Source organism: Hydrogenophaga sp. R2, from assembly GCF_049843595.1.
Classification (GTDB): Bacteria; Pseudomonadota; Gammaproteobacteria; order Burkholderiales; family Burkholderiaceae_C; genus Hydrogenophaga.
In genome coordinates this window covers 12,431-27,962 of the sequence record NZ_JBBHZN010000005.1, presented here as the reverse complement: position 1 = coordinate 27,962, position 15,532 = coordinate 12,431, and the positions used below count along the sequence as shown (strand labels likewise).

At 70.2% G+C, this 15,532-nt stretch carries 13 protein-coding genes and 2 tRNA genes; 5 read left to right on the top strand and 10 right to left on the bottom strand.

Features of this window, described 5'->3' with window-relative positions; genetic code table 11:
* Window positions 1–9 precede the first annotated feature (9 nt).
* The 3 genes from WD026_RS15260 to priA all read left to right on the top strand — a co-directional run bounded on the left by WD026_RS15260 (window position 10) and on the right by priA (window position 4,226).
* Window positions 10–636 (top strand): redoxin domain-containing protein, encoded by a 627-nt coding sequence (locus WD026_RS15260; protein WP_425724518.1) that lies wholly within the window; start codon window positions 10–12, stop codon window positions 634–636.
* A gap of 65 nt (window positions 637–701) precedes the next feature.
* Window positions 702–1,805: a uroporphyrinogen decarboxylase gene (hemE, locus tag WD026_RS15255; RefSeq protein WP_425724517.1), complete on the top strand. Its 1,104-nt coding sequence runs from the start codon at window positions 702–704 to the stop codon at window positions 1,803–1,805.
* Window positions 1,806–2,138: 333 nt separating this feature from the next.
* Entirely contained in the window at window positions 2,139–4,226 is a 2,088-nt protein-coding gene (priA, locus tag WD026_RS15250; RefSeq protein WP_425724516.1) for a replication restart helicase PriA, read from the top strand.
* Between the two features lie 12 nt (window positions 4,227–4,238).
* On the opposite strand, the gene WD026_RS15245 is transcribed toward priA, so the two are convergent.
* The gene (locus WD026_RS15245; protein ID WP_425724515.1) at window positions 4,239–5,201 is read right to left on the bottom strand and encodes an AEC family transporter; all 963 of its coding nucleotides are present in this window, start codon (window positions 5,199–5,201) and stop codon (window positions 4,239–4,241) included.
* A gap of 67 nt (window positions 5,202–5,268) precedes the next feature.
* Between WD026_RS15245 and WD026_RS15240 the strand changes: the two genes are divergently transcribed.
* Both WD026_RS15240 and WD026_RS15235 read left to right on the top strand, forming a co-directional pair.
* On the top strand, window positions 5,269–7,329 hold the full coding sequence (locus tag WD026_RS15240) for an ATP-dependent helicase (RefSeq protein ID WP_425724514.1): 2,061 nt from the start codon (window positions 5,269–5,271) through the stop codon (window positions 7,327–7,329).
* A 14-nt stretch (window positions 7,330–7,343) separates the two neighbouring features.
* On the top strand, window positions 7,344–7,856 hold the full coding sequence (locus WD026_RS15235; RefSeq protein WP_425724513.1) for a hypothetical protein: 513 nt from the start codon (window positions 7,344–7,346) through the stop codon (window positions 7,854–7,856).
* A 16-nt stretch (window positions 7,857–7,872) separates the two neighbouring features.
* On the opposite strand, the gene WD026_RS15230 is transcribed toward WD026_RS15235, so the two are convergent.
* From WD026_RS15230 to WD026_RS15190, 9 genes are all read right to left on the bottom strand, one after another.
* On the bottom strand, window positions 7,873–8,517 hold the full coding sequence (locus tag WD026_RS15230; protein ID WP_425724512.1) for a DUF4124 domain-containing protein: 645 nt from the start codon (window positions 8,515–8,517) through the stop codon (window positions 7,873–7,875).
* A gap of 103 nt (window positions 8,518–8,620) precedes the next feature.
* A tRNA-Gly gene (locus WD026_RS15225) sits at window positions 8,621–8,696 on the bottom strand.
* Window positions 8,697–8,705: 9 nt separating this feature from the next.
* Window positions 8,706–8,781, bottom strand: a tRNA-Phe gene (locus WD026_RS15220).
* Window positions 8,782–8,823: 42 nt separating this feature from the next.
* The gene (locus WD026_RS15215) at window positions 8,824–9,528 is read right to left on the bottom strand and encodes a response regulator (protein ID WP_425724511.1); all 705 of its coding nucleotides are present in this window, start codon (window positions 9,526–9,528) and stop codon (window positions 8,824–8,826) included.
* A gap of 32 nt (window positions 9,529–9,560) precedes the next feature.
* Window positions 9,561–11,804 (bottom strand): ATP-binding protein, encoded by a 2,244-nt coding sequence (locus WD026_RS15210; RefSeq protein ID WP_425724510.1) that lies wholly within the window; start codon window positions 11,802–11,804, stop codon window positions 9,561–9,563.
* A gap of 10 nt (window positions 11,805–11,814) precedes the next feature.
* Window positions 11,815–12,501 (bottom strand): DUF4390 domain-containing protein, encoded by a 687-nt coding sequence (locus WD026_RS15205; RefSeq protein ID WP_425724509.1) that lies wholly within the window; start codon window positions 12,499–12,501, stop codon window positions 11,815–11,817.
* Window positions 12,458–13,825 carry a 16S rRNA (cytosine(967)-C(5))-methyltransferase RsmB gene (gene rsmB, locus WD026_RS15200; RefSeq protein WP_425724508.1) on the bottom strand — a complete coding sequence of 456 codons (1,368 nt, stop codon included), beginning with the start codon at window positions 13,823–13,825 and terminating at the stop codon, window positions 12,458–12,460. The genes WD026_RS15205 and rsmB overlap by 44 nt, the downstream gene beginning before the upstream one ends.
* Window positions 13,822–14,844 (bottom strand): M48 family metalloprotease, encoded by a 1,023-nt coding sequence (locus WD026_RS15195; protein ID WP_425724507.1) that lies wholly within the window; start codon window positions 14,842–14,844, stop codon window positions 13,822–13,824. Before WD026_RS15195 ends, rsmB begins: the two co-directional genes overlap by 4 nt.
* 10 nt (window positions 14,845–14,854) lie before the next feature.
* Window positions 14,855–15,448, bottom strand: coding sequence for a LemA family protein (locus tag WD026_RS15190; protein ID WP_425724506.1), 594 nt, complete (start codon window positions 15,446–15,448; stop codon window positions 14,855–14,857).
* Between the last annotated feature and the right edge of the window lie 84 nt (window positions 15,449–15,532).

Sequence of the window (15,532 nt, the reverse complement as noted above, 5' to 3'; positions counted from 1 at the left end):
AGCTGTCACATGCAACGCCGTCCCTTTCTGATTGCCGGAGCCCTCGCGCCCCTGGCCACCCTGGTCCCGCTGCCCGCCCTGGCGGCCGCCACCGTCGGCCAGCCCGCCCCCGACTTCACCTTGATGGACACCACCGGCAAACCGGTGAAGCTGTCCGACTTCAAGGGCCGCGCCGTGGTGCTGGAATGGACCAACCCCGGCTGCCCGTTCGTGAAGAAGCACTACCAGGGCAACATGCAGGCGCTGCAGAAGGATGCGGCCAGCAAGAACATCGCCTGGCTGGTGATCAACTCCACCGCCGACAGCAGCCCCGACTACCTGCCCCCGGCCCGCCTGGGCCAGTGGATGAACGAGCAGAAGGCCGCCCCCACGGCCACCCTCATGGACGAGAGCGGCAAGACCGGCGAGGCCTACGCTGCGCGCGTGACGCCGCACATGTACATCGTCAATGCACAGGGTGTGCTGGTGTATGCGGGCGGCATCGACAGCATTCCGTCGGCCCGGGTCGAAGACATCCCCAAGGCCGTGCCCTACATACAGCAGGCCATGGCCGAGATCGCGGCCGGCAAGCCGCTGAGCCAGACCACCACGCGCCCCTACGGCTGCACCATCAAGTACAAGGGCAGCGCGGCCTGAGCGGTGCGGGGCGGCTCCGGGCCGTGTGGATAATGGGCCGGATACCCCCAGCCACGGAACCGCCCATGTCCTTTGCTCCCCTGAAGAACGACACCTTCCTGCGGGCCTGCCTGCGCCAGGCCACCGATCACACCCCGGTGTGGCTCATGCGCCAGGCAGGCCGCTACCTGCCGGAATACTGCGCCACCCGCGCCAAGGCCGGCAGCTTCATGGGACTGGCGACCAACGTCGACTACGCCACCGAAGTCACGCTGCAGCCGCTGGAGCGCTACCCGCTGGATGCGGCCATCCTGTTCTCCGACATCCTCACCGTGCCCGACGCCATGGGCCTGGGCCTGTCGTTCGCGGTCGGTGAAGGTCCGAAGTTCGCCCGCACCGTGCGCACCGAGGCCGACGTGGCCACGCTGGCGGTGCCCGACATGGACAAGCTGCGCTACGTGTTCGATGCGGTCACGTCCATCCGCCGGGCACTCGACGGCAGAGTGCCCCTGATCGGCTTTTCCGGCAGCCCCTGGACCCTGGCCTGCTACATGGTCGAGGGTGGGGGGTCGGACGACTACCGCCTGGTCAAGTCGCTCATGTACAGCCGCCCGGACCTGATGCACCGCATCCTGGCCGTCAATGCCGACGCCGTGGCCGCCTACCTCAATGCCCAGATCGAAGCCGGCGCGCAGGCCGTCATGGTGTTCGACAGCTGGGGCGGCGTGCTGGCCGACGGTGCCTTCCAGGACTTCAGCCTGGCCTACACCCGCCGGGTGCTGGCCCAGCTGCACCGCACACACGACGGCGTGGAGATCCCGCGCATCGTGTTCACCAAGGGCGGCGGGCTGTGGCTGGACGACATGAAATCGCTGGACTGCCATGCCCTGGGCCTGGACTGGACGGTGAACCTCGGCCGCGCCCGCGCCCAGGTGGGCGAAGGCCCGCAGGGCAAGGCGCTGCAGGGCAACATCGACCCCAACGTGCTGTTCGCGCCCCCGGCCGCCATCGAGGCCCAGGTGGCGCAGGTGCTGGAGAGCTTCGGCCGCCCGCACCAGGGCGAAGGCCAGGGCCCCACGCACATCTTCAACCTGGGCCATGGCATCAGCCAGTACACCCCGCCGGAACACGTGTCGGCGCTGGTGGAGGCGGTGCACACCCACTCGCGACGCATGCGCACCGGCCGCTGAAGCGGGGCCCGTACCATAAAAACGGGCCAAAAAAGCACTTGACAGGCCTTACTTATGCACAAAACTTGTGCTGCGGTGCGACAGACCTGTCGGTGCACCCCGGACCGGGCCGTTCACCCCGCCACATCGCCAAGTTGTTGATTTCATTGGACTTTGCAGATTGCCGATTTTGAAGGCAGTCTAAGAAAGCCCTTGATTTTCAAGGCTTCCGCCGGGTCGAACACGAACTATCAACAAAGTTATCCACAGAAGCTCTGGATATGTTTCCGGGGGTTTGAAAATCAAGCACTTAGCGAAGATTTCGCCGTACCGGGTGAGGTGTAGGACCTAAGCATGGAAGCCTGGCCCAGCGTTCTGGTGTCCACCCCGGTGCACAGCGGATTGGGGGAAGTCCTGAGCTACCGGCATCCCTCGGTGTTGCCGGCAGGCACCCTGGTGCGGGTGCCGCTGGGCGCCCGCGATGTGCTGGGCATCGTGCGGGACTGCCCCGGCACCCCGCCCGCCGGCCTGGACCCGGTCAGCGCGCGGCCGATCTCGGCGGTGCTCGATGCCTTGCCCCCTTTGTCGGCCGGCTGGCTGCAGCTGGTGCGTTTTGCCGGACAGTACTACCAGCGCAGCATGGGCGAGGTGGCGCTGGGCAGCCTGCCGCCGCCGCTGCGCGACCTGGACACGGTGCAGCTGGCCCGGCGGCTCAAGCGTCAGGAGAAGGTGGCGGCAGCCCTGCCGGACACACCCGGCGCCAGCGCCGACGTCTCCCCCACGCTGCACCCCGAGCAGTCCGCCGCCCTGGCCGGCCTGCTGGCGGCCGACCGCCCGGTGCTGCTGTTCGGCGCCACCGGCAGCGGCAAGACCGAGGTCTACCTGCGGGCGGCCGAGGCCGAGCTGGACGCCCGGCCCGATGCCCAGGTGCTGGTGCTGGTGCCCGAGATCAACCTCACGCCCCAGCTCGAGGCGCGCCTGCGGGCCCGGTTTGATGCCCGCTTCGGCGCCAGGGCGGTGGTCTGCCTGCACAGCGGCCTGACGCCGGCGCAACGCCTGGCCGGCTGGCTGGCCGCCCACACCGGGCGCGCCCGCATCGTGCTGGGCACCCGCATGGCGGTCTTTGCCAGCCTGCCCGGCCTGCGGCTGATCGTGGTCGACGAGGAACACGACCCCAGCTACAAGAGCCAGGACGGCGCGCGCTACTCCGCCCGCGATCTGGCGGTCTACCGGGCCAAGGTGGAAGGCTGTCGGGTGGTGCTGGGATCGGCCACCCCGTCGCTGGAGAGCTGGCACGCGGCCGAGCAGGGCCGCTACCAGCGGCTGGCCATGCCCGGACGCATCGGCGGCGGCAGCCTGCCGCGCCTGCGGCTGGTCGACATGAACCACCAGCCCAAGGGCGCCGCCCTGGCGCCGCCACTGCTGCAGGCCATGAGCGAGCGGGTGGCGCGCGGCGAACAGTGCCTGGTGCTGCTCAACCGCCGGGGTTACGCCCCGGTGCTGGCCTGCCATGCCTGCGGCTGGAAGAGCGGCTGCCCGCACTGCAGCGCGTACCGGGTGTTCCACAAGATCGACCGCACGCTGCGCTGCCACCACTGCGGCACCGCCAGCCGGGTGCCCCGGGCCTGCCCGGACTGCGGCAACCTGGACATCGCCCCGGTGGGACGGGGCACCGAACAGCTCGAGGAACACCTGGCCGAGCTGCTGGTGGATGTGCGCCGGCCCGACGGCTCACCGGTGCGGGTGGCCCGCATGGACGCCGACTCGACGCGCCTGAAGGGCGCCCTGGAGGCCCAGCTCGATGCCCTGCACAGCGGCGAGGTGGATGTGCTGGTGGGCACCCAGATGGTGGCCAAGGGGCACGACTTCCGGCGCATCACCCTGGTGGCCGCGCTGAACGCCGATGCCGCCCTCTTCGCCAGCGACCACCGCGCGCCCGAGCGCCTGTTCGCCCTGCTCATGCAGGCCGGCGGCCGGGCCGGGCGCGATGCCCTGCACAGCGAGGCCAGCGAGCTGTGGGTGCAGACCTGGCACCCGGCGCACCCGTTGTTCGCCCACCTCCGAACGCACGACTTCGCCGGTTTTGCCGCCTCGGAGCTGACCGAGCGCGAAGCCGCCGGCATGCCGCCGTTTGCCCACCAGGCCTTGCTGCGGGCCGATGCGCGCACGCAGGAAGCCGCCCAGGGCTTCCTGAATGCCGCTGCGCGGGCGGCCCAGGAACTGCCCGGCAGCGAGGACGTGACCCTCTACCCCGCCGTGCCGCTGACCATCCAGCGGGTGGCCAATGTGGAGCGGGCGCAGCTGCTGATCGAAGCCGCCTCGCGGCCCGTGCTGCAGCGCTTTCTGGCGGCCTGGCAGCCCGGCTTGCTGGCCTGCCGCAGCGACCCGGCGGCGCGCGGCCTGCTGCGCTTTGCGGTGGACGTGGACCCGCTGGCGCTGTGACGCCAGGCCGCGTCAGGTGAGCAGGTTGACCGCCGCCGAAAAGCTCAGGAACGAAGCCGCGGTGGACACCAGGATGATGCGGGCGATGCGGCCGTTGTCGGCCCCGAAACGCTCGGCCAGCAGCGACACGTTGCTGGCGCTCGGCAGGCAGGCGATGAGCACCAGCACGGTCAGCGCCGCCGGCTGCAGCGGCACGCCCAGCTGCATGGCGCCCAGGCCCACGCCCAGCACCAGCAGCGGGTGCAGGAACAGCTTCATGAGCGCCACCGGCACATAGTCGGACAAGGGCATCGGGTGGTTGGCCTGCATCTGGGAGCGGGCCAGCACCGCGCCGATGGTGAACAGCGCCACCGGCGAGGCCGCATCGGCCAGCAGCCAGACCGTCTTTTCCACCGGCACCGGAAAGCGGAACTGCACCGCCGAAGCCACGGCACCCAGCAGGATGGACCAGGCCATCGGGTTGGTCAGCACACCGGTCAGCGCCTTGCGCCCGGCGTCCAGCATCGCGCTCACGCCCTGGCCCTGCGCGCCATCCAGGCGGGACAGCGCAATGCACAACGAGCTGGTGAGCACCATGTCGACCAGGATCGCCGCCATCACCGTGGCCACCGCATTGGGGCCCAGCAGCGCGGCCAGCAGCGGCACGCCCATGAACCCGGCATTGGGAAACGCCGCCACCAGCGCGCCCATGGCACCGTCGTTCCAGCGGATGCGATCGTTCAGGGTCACGGCCAGGGTCACGGCCACCATCACCAGGCCGCACAGCAGGTACACGCCGAACACCGAGGCGTCCAGCAGCTGCGCGATCGGCGTGGTGGAGCCGAAGCGGAACAGCATGCAGGGCAGCGCGAAGAACAGCACGAAGCCATTGAGGCCGGGAATGGCCTCCAGCGGCAGCATCTTGCGGCGGGCGGCCACATAGCCGGCCAGCACCAGCGCGAAGAAGGGGAAAGTGACGAGCAGGACGTTGAGCACGGACGGGATTGTCTCAGCAGCGCCGGACACCCCCCGGTATGATGGCCGGCTTTGCCCGAGAGCCCCGATGTCCGCCGGCCTGAACCTCGCCCAGCTTGAAGCCGTGAACCACCTGGGCGGCCCCTGCCTGGTGCTGGCCGGCGCCGGCTCCGGCAAGACCCGGGTCATCACCCACAAGATCGCCCGCCTGATCCAGGCCGGCCTGGCGGCCGACCGCATTGCGGCCATCACCTTCACCAACAAGGCGGCTGCGGAGATGCGCGAACGCGCCGGGCAGCTGGTGGGGCGCGATGCGAAAAAGGTGCTGATCTGCACCTTCCACGCCCTGGGTGTGCGCCTGCTGCGCGAGGACGGCGAGGTGCTGGGCCTGAAGAAGCAGTTCAGCATCCTGGACACCGACGACATCACCAGCCTGCTCAAGGACTGCGGCGGCACCACCGACGCCGCCACGGCGCGCCAGTGGCAATGGACCATCAGCGCCTGGAAGAGCGCCGGCCTGAACGCCGCGCAGGCGTTGAAGCAGGCGCGCGACGAGAACGAACGCGTCACCGCCGCCATCATGGGCCGCTACGAGGAACGCCTGACCGCCTACCAGGCGGTGGACTTCGACGACCTGATCGGCCTGCCCCTGAAGCTGCTGACCGAACACGAGGCGGTGCGCGAGAAGTGGCAGCGCAAGATGGGCCATGTGCTGGTGGACGAATACCAGGACACCAACGCCACCCAGTACGAGCTGCTCAAGCTGCTGGTGGGCGAACGCGCCCGCTTCACCGCCGTGGGGGATGACGACCAGTCCATCTACGGCTGGCGCGGCGCCACGCTGGACAACCTCAAGCGGCTGCCGCAGGACTTTCCCGAGCTCAAGGTCATCAAGCTGGAGCAGAACTACCGCTCCACCAGCGCCATCCTGCGCGCGGCCAACAACGTGATCGGCCCCAACCCCAAGCTGTTTCCCAAGACGCTGTGGAGCGACCTGGGCGAAGGCGAACCGGTGCGCGTGGTGGACGCCGACAACGAGGACCACGAGGCCGAGCGCGCCGTGGCCCGCATCCAGAGCCTGCGCGCCACCAGCCCGCACAAGGAATGGCGCGACTTCGCCATCCTGTACCGGGCCAACCACATGGCGCGTTCGTTCGAGCAGTCGCTGCGCAAGGCCAACATTCCCTACAAGGTCTCGGGCGGCCAGAGCTTCTTCGACCGTGCCGAGATCCGCGACCTCTGCGCCTGGCTGCGCCTGATCGTCAACAACAACGACGATCCGGCCTTCGTGCGCGCCGCCACCACGCCCAAGCGCGGCATCGGCCACACCACGCTGCAGCAGCTCGGCACCTTTGCCACGCAATACAAGCTCAGCCTGTTCGAGGCCCTGTTCTCGAATTCGCTGGGCGCCGCCCTGCCGGCACGGGCGGTGGCGTCGCTGCACGAGTTCGGTCGCTGCATCAACGACCTCGAATACCGCGCCCGCCACACCGTGGGTCACGAGGCGGCCCGCCAGTTCCTGACCGACTGGCTGAAGGACATCGCTTACGAGCAGCACCTGCTGGACAGCGAGGACAACGACAAGGTGGCCGCCGCCCGCTGGACCAACGTCATCGACTTCTGCGACTGGGTCGCCGGGCGCTGCGGCGGCCAGATCGAGGACGAGGCCGGCGCCACCATCGAGTCCGAACGCAAGAGCCTGCTGGAGGTGGTGCAGACCATCGCCCTGCTCTCCACCCTGTCCGAGCGCGAGCAGGACCAGAACGTGGTGACCTTGTCCACGCTGCACGCGTCCAAGGGCCTGGAATGGCCGCACGTGATGCTGGTGGGTGTGAACGAAGGGCTGCTGCCTTTCAAGACCGACCAGGCCGACAGCGACCTGCCGGCCGAGGCCCTGGCCCAGCGCCTGCAGGAGGAGCGCCGCCTCATGTACGTGGGCATCACCCGCGCACAGCGCACGCTGTCGGTGAGCTGGCTCAAGCGGCGCAAGAAAGGCCGCGAGAGCGTGCCTGGCAGCCCGAGCCGGTTCATCGCCGAGATGGCGCTCGACCAGGCCACGGTGCGCGAAGACCCGCGCGAAAAACTCAAGGCGCTGCGGGCCGAGTTCGCCCAGCGCGCCAAGGAACAGGCCGACCGACAGACCGGATGAACCGCATGACCTGCATGACCGACACCCTGTGCGCCCTGGGCCGACGACTGAGCCTGCTGGGCGGCGCCGCCACGCTGGCGGCGGGCCTGCCGCTGGCGGCGCTGGCGCAGACCGGCACGTCGCCCCGACCGGCACCCGCCTGCGAGACCCCGGTCTTTCTGGAACCAGCCCGCCTGTCCGGCCTGTGGCAGCTCACCCTGTGGCCAGAGAACGGCACGGCCGCGCAACCGGTGTCCACCGGTGCCGTGCTGTTCGAGCGGCACCCCGAGTACGAGGGCAGCGTGCGGGGACGCCTCAAGCGCAGCGACACCGGCAACGACCGCGAGGCGGTGCTCTCGGGGGATGTGGTGGACGGCGAGGTCAACTTCGACGAATCGGCCGACGGGTTGAACCTGGACGCGGTGTGGATCGGCGAGCCGGCCGCCTGCGGGCTGGAACTGCGCGGCAGTCGCCGGCCGGCCGATGGGCGTCCCGCCGACGCGCCGGTGCTCAACTTCCTGTTGAAGAAGGCACCCGGCTGGCGCTGACCCGGGGCGCGCCCCTTCAGTACGGCGGAGGCTGCTTGCCCTGAGCCGCCGCCTTGGCGCGGGCATTGACGATGCCGCAATTGCGAAGATCACCCGGGCCGGACGGGCACTTGTCCACCTGCGGCTGCGGCCTGGGCTGCGGATGAATCGGCGGGCGTCCCGAGGGGCGCACCACGATCACCGGCGCCGGTGCGGCCACGGTGCGGTCCGGCTCCGCCAGGCCACAGGTGGCAAAGAAGGCCGAGCGTTTGGCATCGATGAAGGCTTCGGTGTTGGTCATGGCCGACGCAGCGGTCTCGTAGGCCTCCTGCGCCTTGCGGCATTCGGGCGTGTTCACCCGGTCGGCCGGTGCAGTGTTCTGCACCACCACCGGCTGCGGCCGCGAGGCAGCGGCCTGTTCCTGGCGCAGCTGCTCGCGCAGGCGCTCGTTTTCCCGCTTGAGCATCAGCTCCCGGTCGGCCGAGGTGTCGACGGTGTTGGGCGCCACATCCACCTGCGCCTGGCGTGCGCCACCGGCACAGGGAGCATCCGAATAGGCCACACGGCCATCGGGCTGCTGACAGCGGTAGACCTGCTGGGCCTGGGCGGCGGGCGCCCAGACAGCCGACCAGGCCGACAGGGCCAGCAGGCACAGGTACACAGGGGTGGGTATGGAAGTCATGGCGGCATTCTCCGGCGCGCCCGGAGAAAAAGCGATCCCCGCAAAGCAAAACGCCCGTCACTGGGACGGGCGTCTGGCCGCATGGTTCCGGGACCATGGCATCTGGAGCGGGAAACGAGGTTCGAACTCGCGACCTCAACCTTGGCAAGGTTGCGCTCTACCAACTGAGCTATTCCCGCAGAGGAATCTGGTGGCCTGGGGCGGAATCGAACCACCGACACGCGGATTTTCAATCCGCTGCTCTACCAACTGAGCTACCGGGCCTTGGAAAGACCGCGAGTATAGCAGTATTTTCAGGCCGGCTTTTCAGTGCGCGTTGCGCTTGCTGCGGGCCAGGTCCACGCCCAGCTGCTTGAGCTTGCGGTAGAGGTGGGTGCGCTCCAGGCCGGTCTTTTCGGCCACGCGGGTCATGGAGCCGGACTCCCTGGCCAGGTGGTATTCGAAGTAGGCTTTCTCGAACTCGTCGCGCGCCTCGCGCAGGGGGCTGTCGAGGTTGAACAGCTGCTGCGACTGCGGACCCAGGTCGACCATGCCGGTCGAGAGCGGGAGCGTGGCCACCGGCGCACTGGCGGTCATGGCCTGCTCCACGGTGAAATCGCCCAGCCCGGGGCGTGCGGCCGAGGCCAGTGCCGGCCCGGCCTTGGCCGGCACCTTGTTCAGGCCCTGGTCGACGGCCTTGAGCAGCTTCTGCATCGTGATCGGCTTTTCCAGAAAGGCGCTGGCGCCGATGCGGGTGGCCTCCACGGCGGTGTCGATGGTGGCGTGGCCACTCATCATGATGACCGGCATGGTCAGCAGGCCATTGCTGGCCCACTCCTTGAGCAGGGTGACGCCGTCGGTGTCGGGCATCCAGATGTCCAGCAGCACCAGGTCGGGCCGAAGGCTCGCCCGGATCTGGCGGGCCTGGGCCGCGTTCTCGGCCAGCTCCACCGCGTGACCTTCGTCGTTCAGGATCTCCGAGAGCAGGTCCCGGATGCCCAGTTCATCGTCCACCACCAGAATCGTTGCCATGTCGCCCTGTCTGCCGCCCGGATGGGCTGTTGTCAATTTGCAACTGCGAATGATAACGAGACTTGGGCGCCTGCGACGTGACCGTCCACGACGCGGTTGCTCAGGTCGACCCGACCGCCGTGCTCGTCCATGATCTTCTTGACCACGGCCAGGCCCAGGCCGGTGCCCTTGCTCTTGGTGGTGACGTAGGGCTCGAAGGCCCGCTTGAGGATGTGCTCGGCGAAGCCCGGCCCCTGGTCGACCACGCTCAGGCGCACCCACTGGCCGCTGTCGGAGCGGCGGGTGCGCAGCAGCACCTCGGCACCGGGCTGGGCGGCCATGGCGTCCTGGGCGTTCTGGACCAGGTTGTGCACGATCTGACGCACCTGCTGCGCATCGGCCATGGCCATGGGCAGGTGGTCCGCCAGCTCCAGGCGCACCGGCACGGCGGCATGGTCGTACAGGGCCAGGATGTCGCGCAGCAGCGCATTGAGGTCCACCGGCACCAGCTGCGCGGCGGGCAGCCGGGCGTAGTCGCGGAACTCGTTGACCAGGCGCTTCATGGCGTCGACCTGGTCGACGATGGTGCGCACCGACTTGTCCAGCACCGCCTGCTCGGGCGCGGCCACCTTGCCATCGAGCTTCATGGCCAGGCGCTCGGCCGAGAGCTGGATGGGCGTGAGCGGGTTCTTGATCTCGTGCGCCAGGCGGCGCGCCACCTCGCCCCAGGCCTGGGCGCGCTGCGCCGACACCATGTCGGACACGTCGTCGAACACCAGCAGCAGCTCGTTGCGCGGCAGCAGGGCGCCGCGCGCGATCAGGGTGATGCCCTGCTGGAACGGCGTGTTGCCGCTGGCGGACAGCTCGAACGATTGCTGCCAGTAACCGCCCTCGTGCGGGGTCTGGTCGCCCAGGAAGCGTTCGAACTGCTGCATCACACCGCTGCCGAAGGCCTCCAGCCCGGGCAGTTCCACCAGCGGGCGGCCGATGTGCAGCGCCAGCGGGAGGTGCAGGATGCGCTCCGCTCCGGGGTTGACGCTGCGCAGCGCGCCGGCCTCGTCGAGCACCACCACGCCGGCGGTGAGGTTGTCCAGGATGGTCTGCAGGTTGTCGCGCGCCGCATCCACCTCGGCCATGCTGCGCTGGACCGCCGCACGCGCGTCCGACAGGTCCTGCGTCATGTGGGCAAAGGTGCGGGTCAGGCCGGCCAGCTCGTCGCGCGAGGTGAGGGCCTGCTTGGGACTGAGGTTGCCGGCCGCCACTTCGCGCATGCCCTCGGCCAGCACCAGCAGCGGCCGCACCAGCTGGTTGCCCAGCAGCACCGCCAGCAGCACGGCACCGAACACCGCCAGGAACAGCGCCAGCGTGAGGGTGCCGATGTACATGCGGCGCAGGCCCTCGCGGGCCAGGGCGCGCTCCTGGTACTCGCGGTTGGCCAGCTGCACCGCCAGCGCATCCACCACCAGGGCCGATGGCAGCGGCGCCACGGCCTGCAGGTAACGCGGCTCGCCGCCGAACAGGAAGGCCGGCGGCGGCACCAGGGCGGTCACCCGGATGCGCGCCTCGCGCGCGGCCAGGGCCGCGTCCAGTTCGCTGTCGGCGCCTTCCTCCAGGCCCTCCACCGTGGCCACGACGCGGGCCTCGCGCACGTTGCGCAGCAAGGACGCCGAGGGGCGTTCGGGACTGATGTCGAACCGCGACACACCGGCGCTGCCCAGCGGCCGACCACTGGCGCCCCACAGCACCACATCGCTGGCGCCCAGCTGGTTGCGCACATCGTCCAGCGCGAACACCGCCGCCGTGCTGGACTGGCGGGACAGGCCTTCGGCCGCCACGCGGGCCTTGTTGGCCATGTCGGCCGTCAGGGTGTCCAGGGTGGTGCGGCCCAGGTTCAGGCCGGCGGCCAGGGCCGACTCCACCCGGACGTCGAACCAGCTCTCGATGGAGCGCGAGACGAACTGGTAGGACACGGTGTAGATGAGCAAGCCCGGCAGCACCCCCACCAGGCCGATGATGCCGGCCAGCTTGATGAGCAGGCGGCTGCCGAACTTGCCGCGCTTGAAGCGCAGGAACAGCCGCACCGCCAGCCAGCCGATGACCAGCAGCAGGAAGCCGGCCACCGCGACGTTGATGCCCACCAGCCAGGTGAAGTTCTGCTCGTACAGGGCCCGGTTGCGGGTGGCCAGGGTGAGCAGGAACAGCAGCACCATGCCCACGCCGGTCATGAAGACCAGCGCCGCCCCCACCGCCCAGCGGGCAGCGACAGCCTGGCGACGCGGATTCGGGGCAGTGCTCACGGGCGGGGGCTCAGCGGTCGGCTTCGATGGCGTCGGGCACGGTCAGGCGCTGCTGGAACTGCACCGACCAGTCGGGGTCGTTGCCCAGCCCGATCTGGAACGGGCGTGGCAGCAGGCTCAGGTCGAGCCGGAAGGCCACCTCGACCCGGTGCGTCTCGCCCGGCTCGATCTGGGCAGCGTCCAGCAGCCGCCAGCGTCCGGGTCGGCCGATGCTGGCCAGGGCATCGGCCAGCGAATCGTGGTTCTGGTGCGCGGCGTACTGCAGGCCGGAGCCGCCGCCGGCCGCACCGGCATCGGTGGACAGGCTCACCCGCCAGCGGCGGGTGAGGGGCTGGTAGGCCAGCCGCAGCACCCGGACCGCGCTGACCAGGCGCTTGTCCGACCAGTACCAGCGTGAGCGGGTGACTTCCACCTGCCAGACGAAATACAGCGGCACGCCACGGGCCAGGGCGTCTTCCACCACAGGGGTGGCGGTCAGACCCAGACGCGCATTGAGGTACAGCCCCTCGGCCGTGCGTTCCAGCGCCATCTGCTGGACCTGCGGGTTGGCGCGGGCATCACTGAGCAGCAACAGGCCCAGCAGCAGCGCCCATGCGGTGGCCAGCACCCGGACCCAGGCCTGGCGCCACGCCCGGATGGGCGCCCGCCAGCCCTCAGGCAGCGGGCTTGTCGAGCCGGGCGTAGAAGAAACCGTCATGTCCACCCGGCGGATTGTCGTTGAACTGCCCGGCCGGCCTGCCCGCGCCGGGGAGCAAATGGCCGGCCGAGGGCTGTCGGCGGGCGTCGGTGTGGCGCGCAACAAACGCCTGCATCTGATCCTCGCCTTCGGCCCGGAACACCGAACAGGTGGCATAGAGCAGGCGGCCGCCGGGCTTGAGCAACGGCCACAGGGCATCGAGCAGCCGGCGCTGCTGGACCGCCAGCGCGGCCACATCGGACTCGCGCCGCAGCCAGCGCACGTCCGGGTGGCGGCGCACGATGCCCGAGGCGGTGCAGGGCGCGTCCAGCAGGATGGCATCGAAGGGGCGGCCGTCCCACCAGGCAGCGGTGTCGGCGGCGTCCGCCACCTTCACCTCGGCCCGGTCCTGCAGGCCCAGTCGCTGCAGCGTGTCGTCGATGCGGCGGGCACGGGCAGCGTCTGCATCGAGTGCCAGCACCTGGGCATCGGCCCGTTCCAGCAGGTGGGCCGTCTTGCCGCCGGGCGCGGCGCAGGCGTCCAGCACCCGGTGCTGCGGACCCCAGTCCTGCCCATCCAGCAACAGGCCGGCGGCCATCTGGGCGGCAGCATCCTGCACCGACACCAGGCCCTCGCTCCAGCCCGGCAGGCCCTCCACGGCGCAGGGCTGGGCCAGCACCAGCCCGTCGTCGCCGGTGGGCAGGCTGGCCATGCCGGCCTCGCTCAGGCGCCGGGCATAGGCGCTGCGGTCGATGCGGCGGCGGTTGACGCGCAGCGTCATGGGGCCGGGTTGCTGGCTGGCCTGCAGCACGCTCTCCCAGTCCTGCGGATGGTCGCGGCGCACCCGCTCGACCCACCACGCGGGATGGTGGTGGCGCGCCTGCGGGTCATGGGCCACCTCGGCCATCAGGTCGGTCTGTTCGCGCAGCAGGCGCCGCAGGCAGGCATTGATGAAGCCGGCCTGGCGCTGCAGGCGCCGGTGCTGGCGCGCCGCCTCCACCGCCTGGTTGACCACGGTGTGCGGCGCATACCGTACGCCGTCGGCCGGCGCCACCAGCAGGCTCACGGCCACGATCAGCAGGGCCTGCACCGCCGGCTCGGGGCTGCGGTCCGCCAGGTGCGACACCAGCGCGCGGGCCAGCCCCAGGTGGCGCAGTGCATGAAAGGTCAGGGCCTGCACGCCAGGGCGCAGGGCCGCCGGCACCTCGGGCAGGCCCTCGGCCAGGGAACGGCCCTGCAGCACGGCGCGCACCGCATCGGCGGTGTGCTGCAGCAGCAGGGACAGGCCCGGGGCGGACCGGCGGGCCGACGCGTCGGCAGAGGCAGCGGAAACGGAAGAGGTCATGCAGTGGGGTCGGTGACGGGGCGGGCCTCGGCGCCGCCCAGGGGCAGCGGCGCCATGGGGCGGCCATAGATGCGGCGGATGCGCTGGACCAGCGGCGGATGGGCGTCGAACCAGTGGCGCAGCCCGCCGGCCTCGCTGCCCAGCAGCAACATGTGCTGCACCTGGGCCGAGCCAGTGCGGTCGGCATCACCCCGCTGGCGCTGGGCCAGGGCCTTGCGCAGCACGCCGCCCAGGGCGTCGCGGCTGCGGGTCCATTGCACCGCGCGGGCATCGGCCAGGTATTCGCGCTGCCGGGCCACCGCCGCCTGCAGGGCATGACCGGCCATCCAGCCCGGCCAGCCCGCAGCCATGAGGGCCAGGCCGGCCAGCGCGCCGGCGTGGCGGCGGCCATCGTCGTCGGCCGCCCACAGGTCCTGCCCGAGGCGGTAGACCATCTCCAGCCCGAACACCATGCCGCACAGGCGCATGTTCAGGCGGGTGTCGCCCTCGCCGATGTGGCTGAGCTCGTGAGCCACCAGGCCCTGCATTTCCTCGCGGGTGAGGTGGTCCAGCGCCCCCTGGGTGACGGCAATGGCCGCGTCCGACGGGTCCCAGCCGGCGGCCAGGGCATTGATGGCGGCTTCGCGCGGCAGCACCAGGGCCGCCGGGGCCGGCAGGCCCGAGGCGATGGCCATCTCGTCGACGATGTGCACATAGCGCTGCTCGTGAAAGTCGCCGGAGGGTCGTGCTTCGCGGGCGCCCAGCTGCCGGGCCAGTGCCGCACCGCCGCCGTGCTGCAGGCGCGAGGTCTCCAGCCACCAGCCGCCCAGCACGAACAGCAGCACCACGGCGGTGTTGATCTCGACAAAGCGCGCCGGCAGGGTGAACGGGCCCGGCATCCAGAAGGCCCAGCTCAGGCCCCAGGCGAGTGCGAGCGCGGCGTTCACCGCCACCACCAGCAGCAGCACCGTGAGTGCGAACAGCAGCAGCAGGCGCCGTGTCTGGCGCCGCGCCTCGGCCTGGGATTCGAAGAAGCGCATGCGCGCCGGCTCAGAACTGGACCTTCACCGGCTGGCGCTCGGCCTCGGTGGTGGTGGAGGCCAGCATGGCCTGCGGCAGCAGGCCGAAGATGCGGGCCACGATGAGGGTGGGGAACTGGCTGGCGGCGTCGTTGAACTGCAGCACCTGGTCGTTGTAGGCCTGGCGTGCAAAACCGATGCGGTTCTCGGTGCTGGCCAGTTCCTCGCTCAGGTCGCGCAGGTTCTGGTCGGCCTTGAGTTCGGGGTAGTCCTCGACGACCACCATCAATTTCGAGAGGGCTGCACCCAGGGTCTGCTCGGCACCGGCCAGCGCGGCCAGCGCCTGGGCGCTCAAGGGCGAAGCGGCAGCCGCCTGCTCGGCGTTGCGGGCCTGGTTGCGGGCGGCGATGACGGCTTCCAGCGTCTGCGATTCGTGCACCAGGTACTGGCGGGCCACTTCGACCAGGTTGGGGATCAGGTCGTGCCGGCGCTTGAGCTGCACATCGATCTGGCCGAACGCGTTGGCGATCGCGTTCTTCAGGGTGACCAGACGGTTGTAGGCGCCCACTGCCCAGAACAGCACGAAGAGGCCGATGGCCAGCAGGATCCATTGGGTGATCGACATGGGCAACTCCCGGAGGGTGTGGACAAGGTGCGGGCCAATATAGCGCAGGGGCGTGGCAGCGCCGGGCGCAAAAAAGCCCCCGGC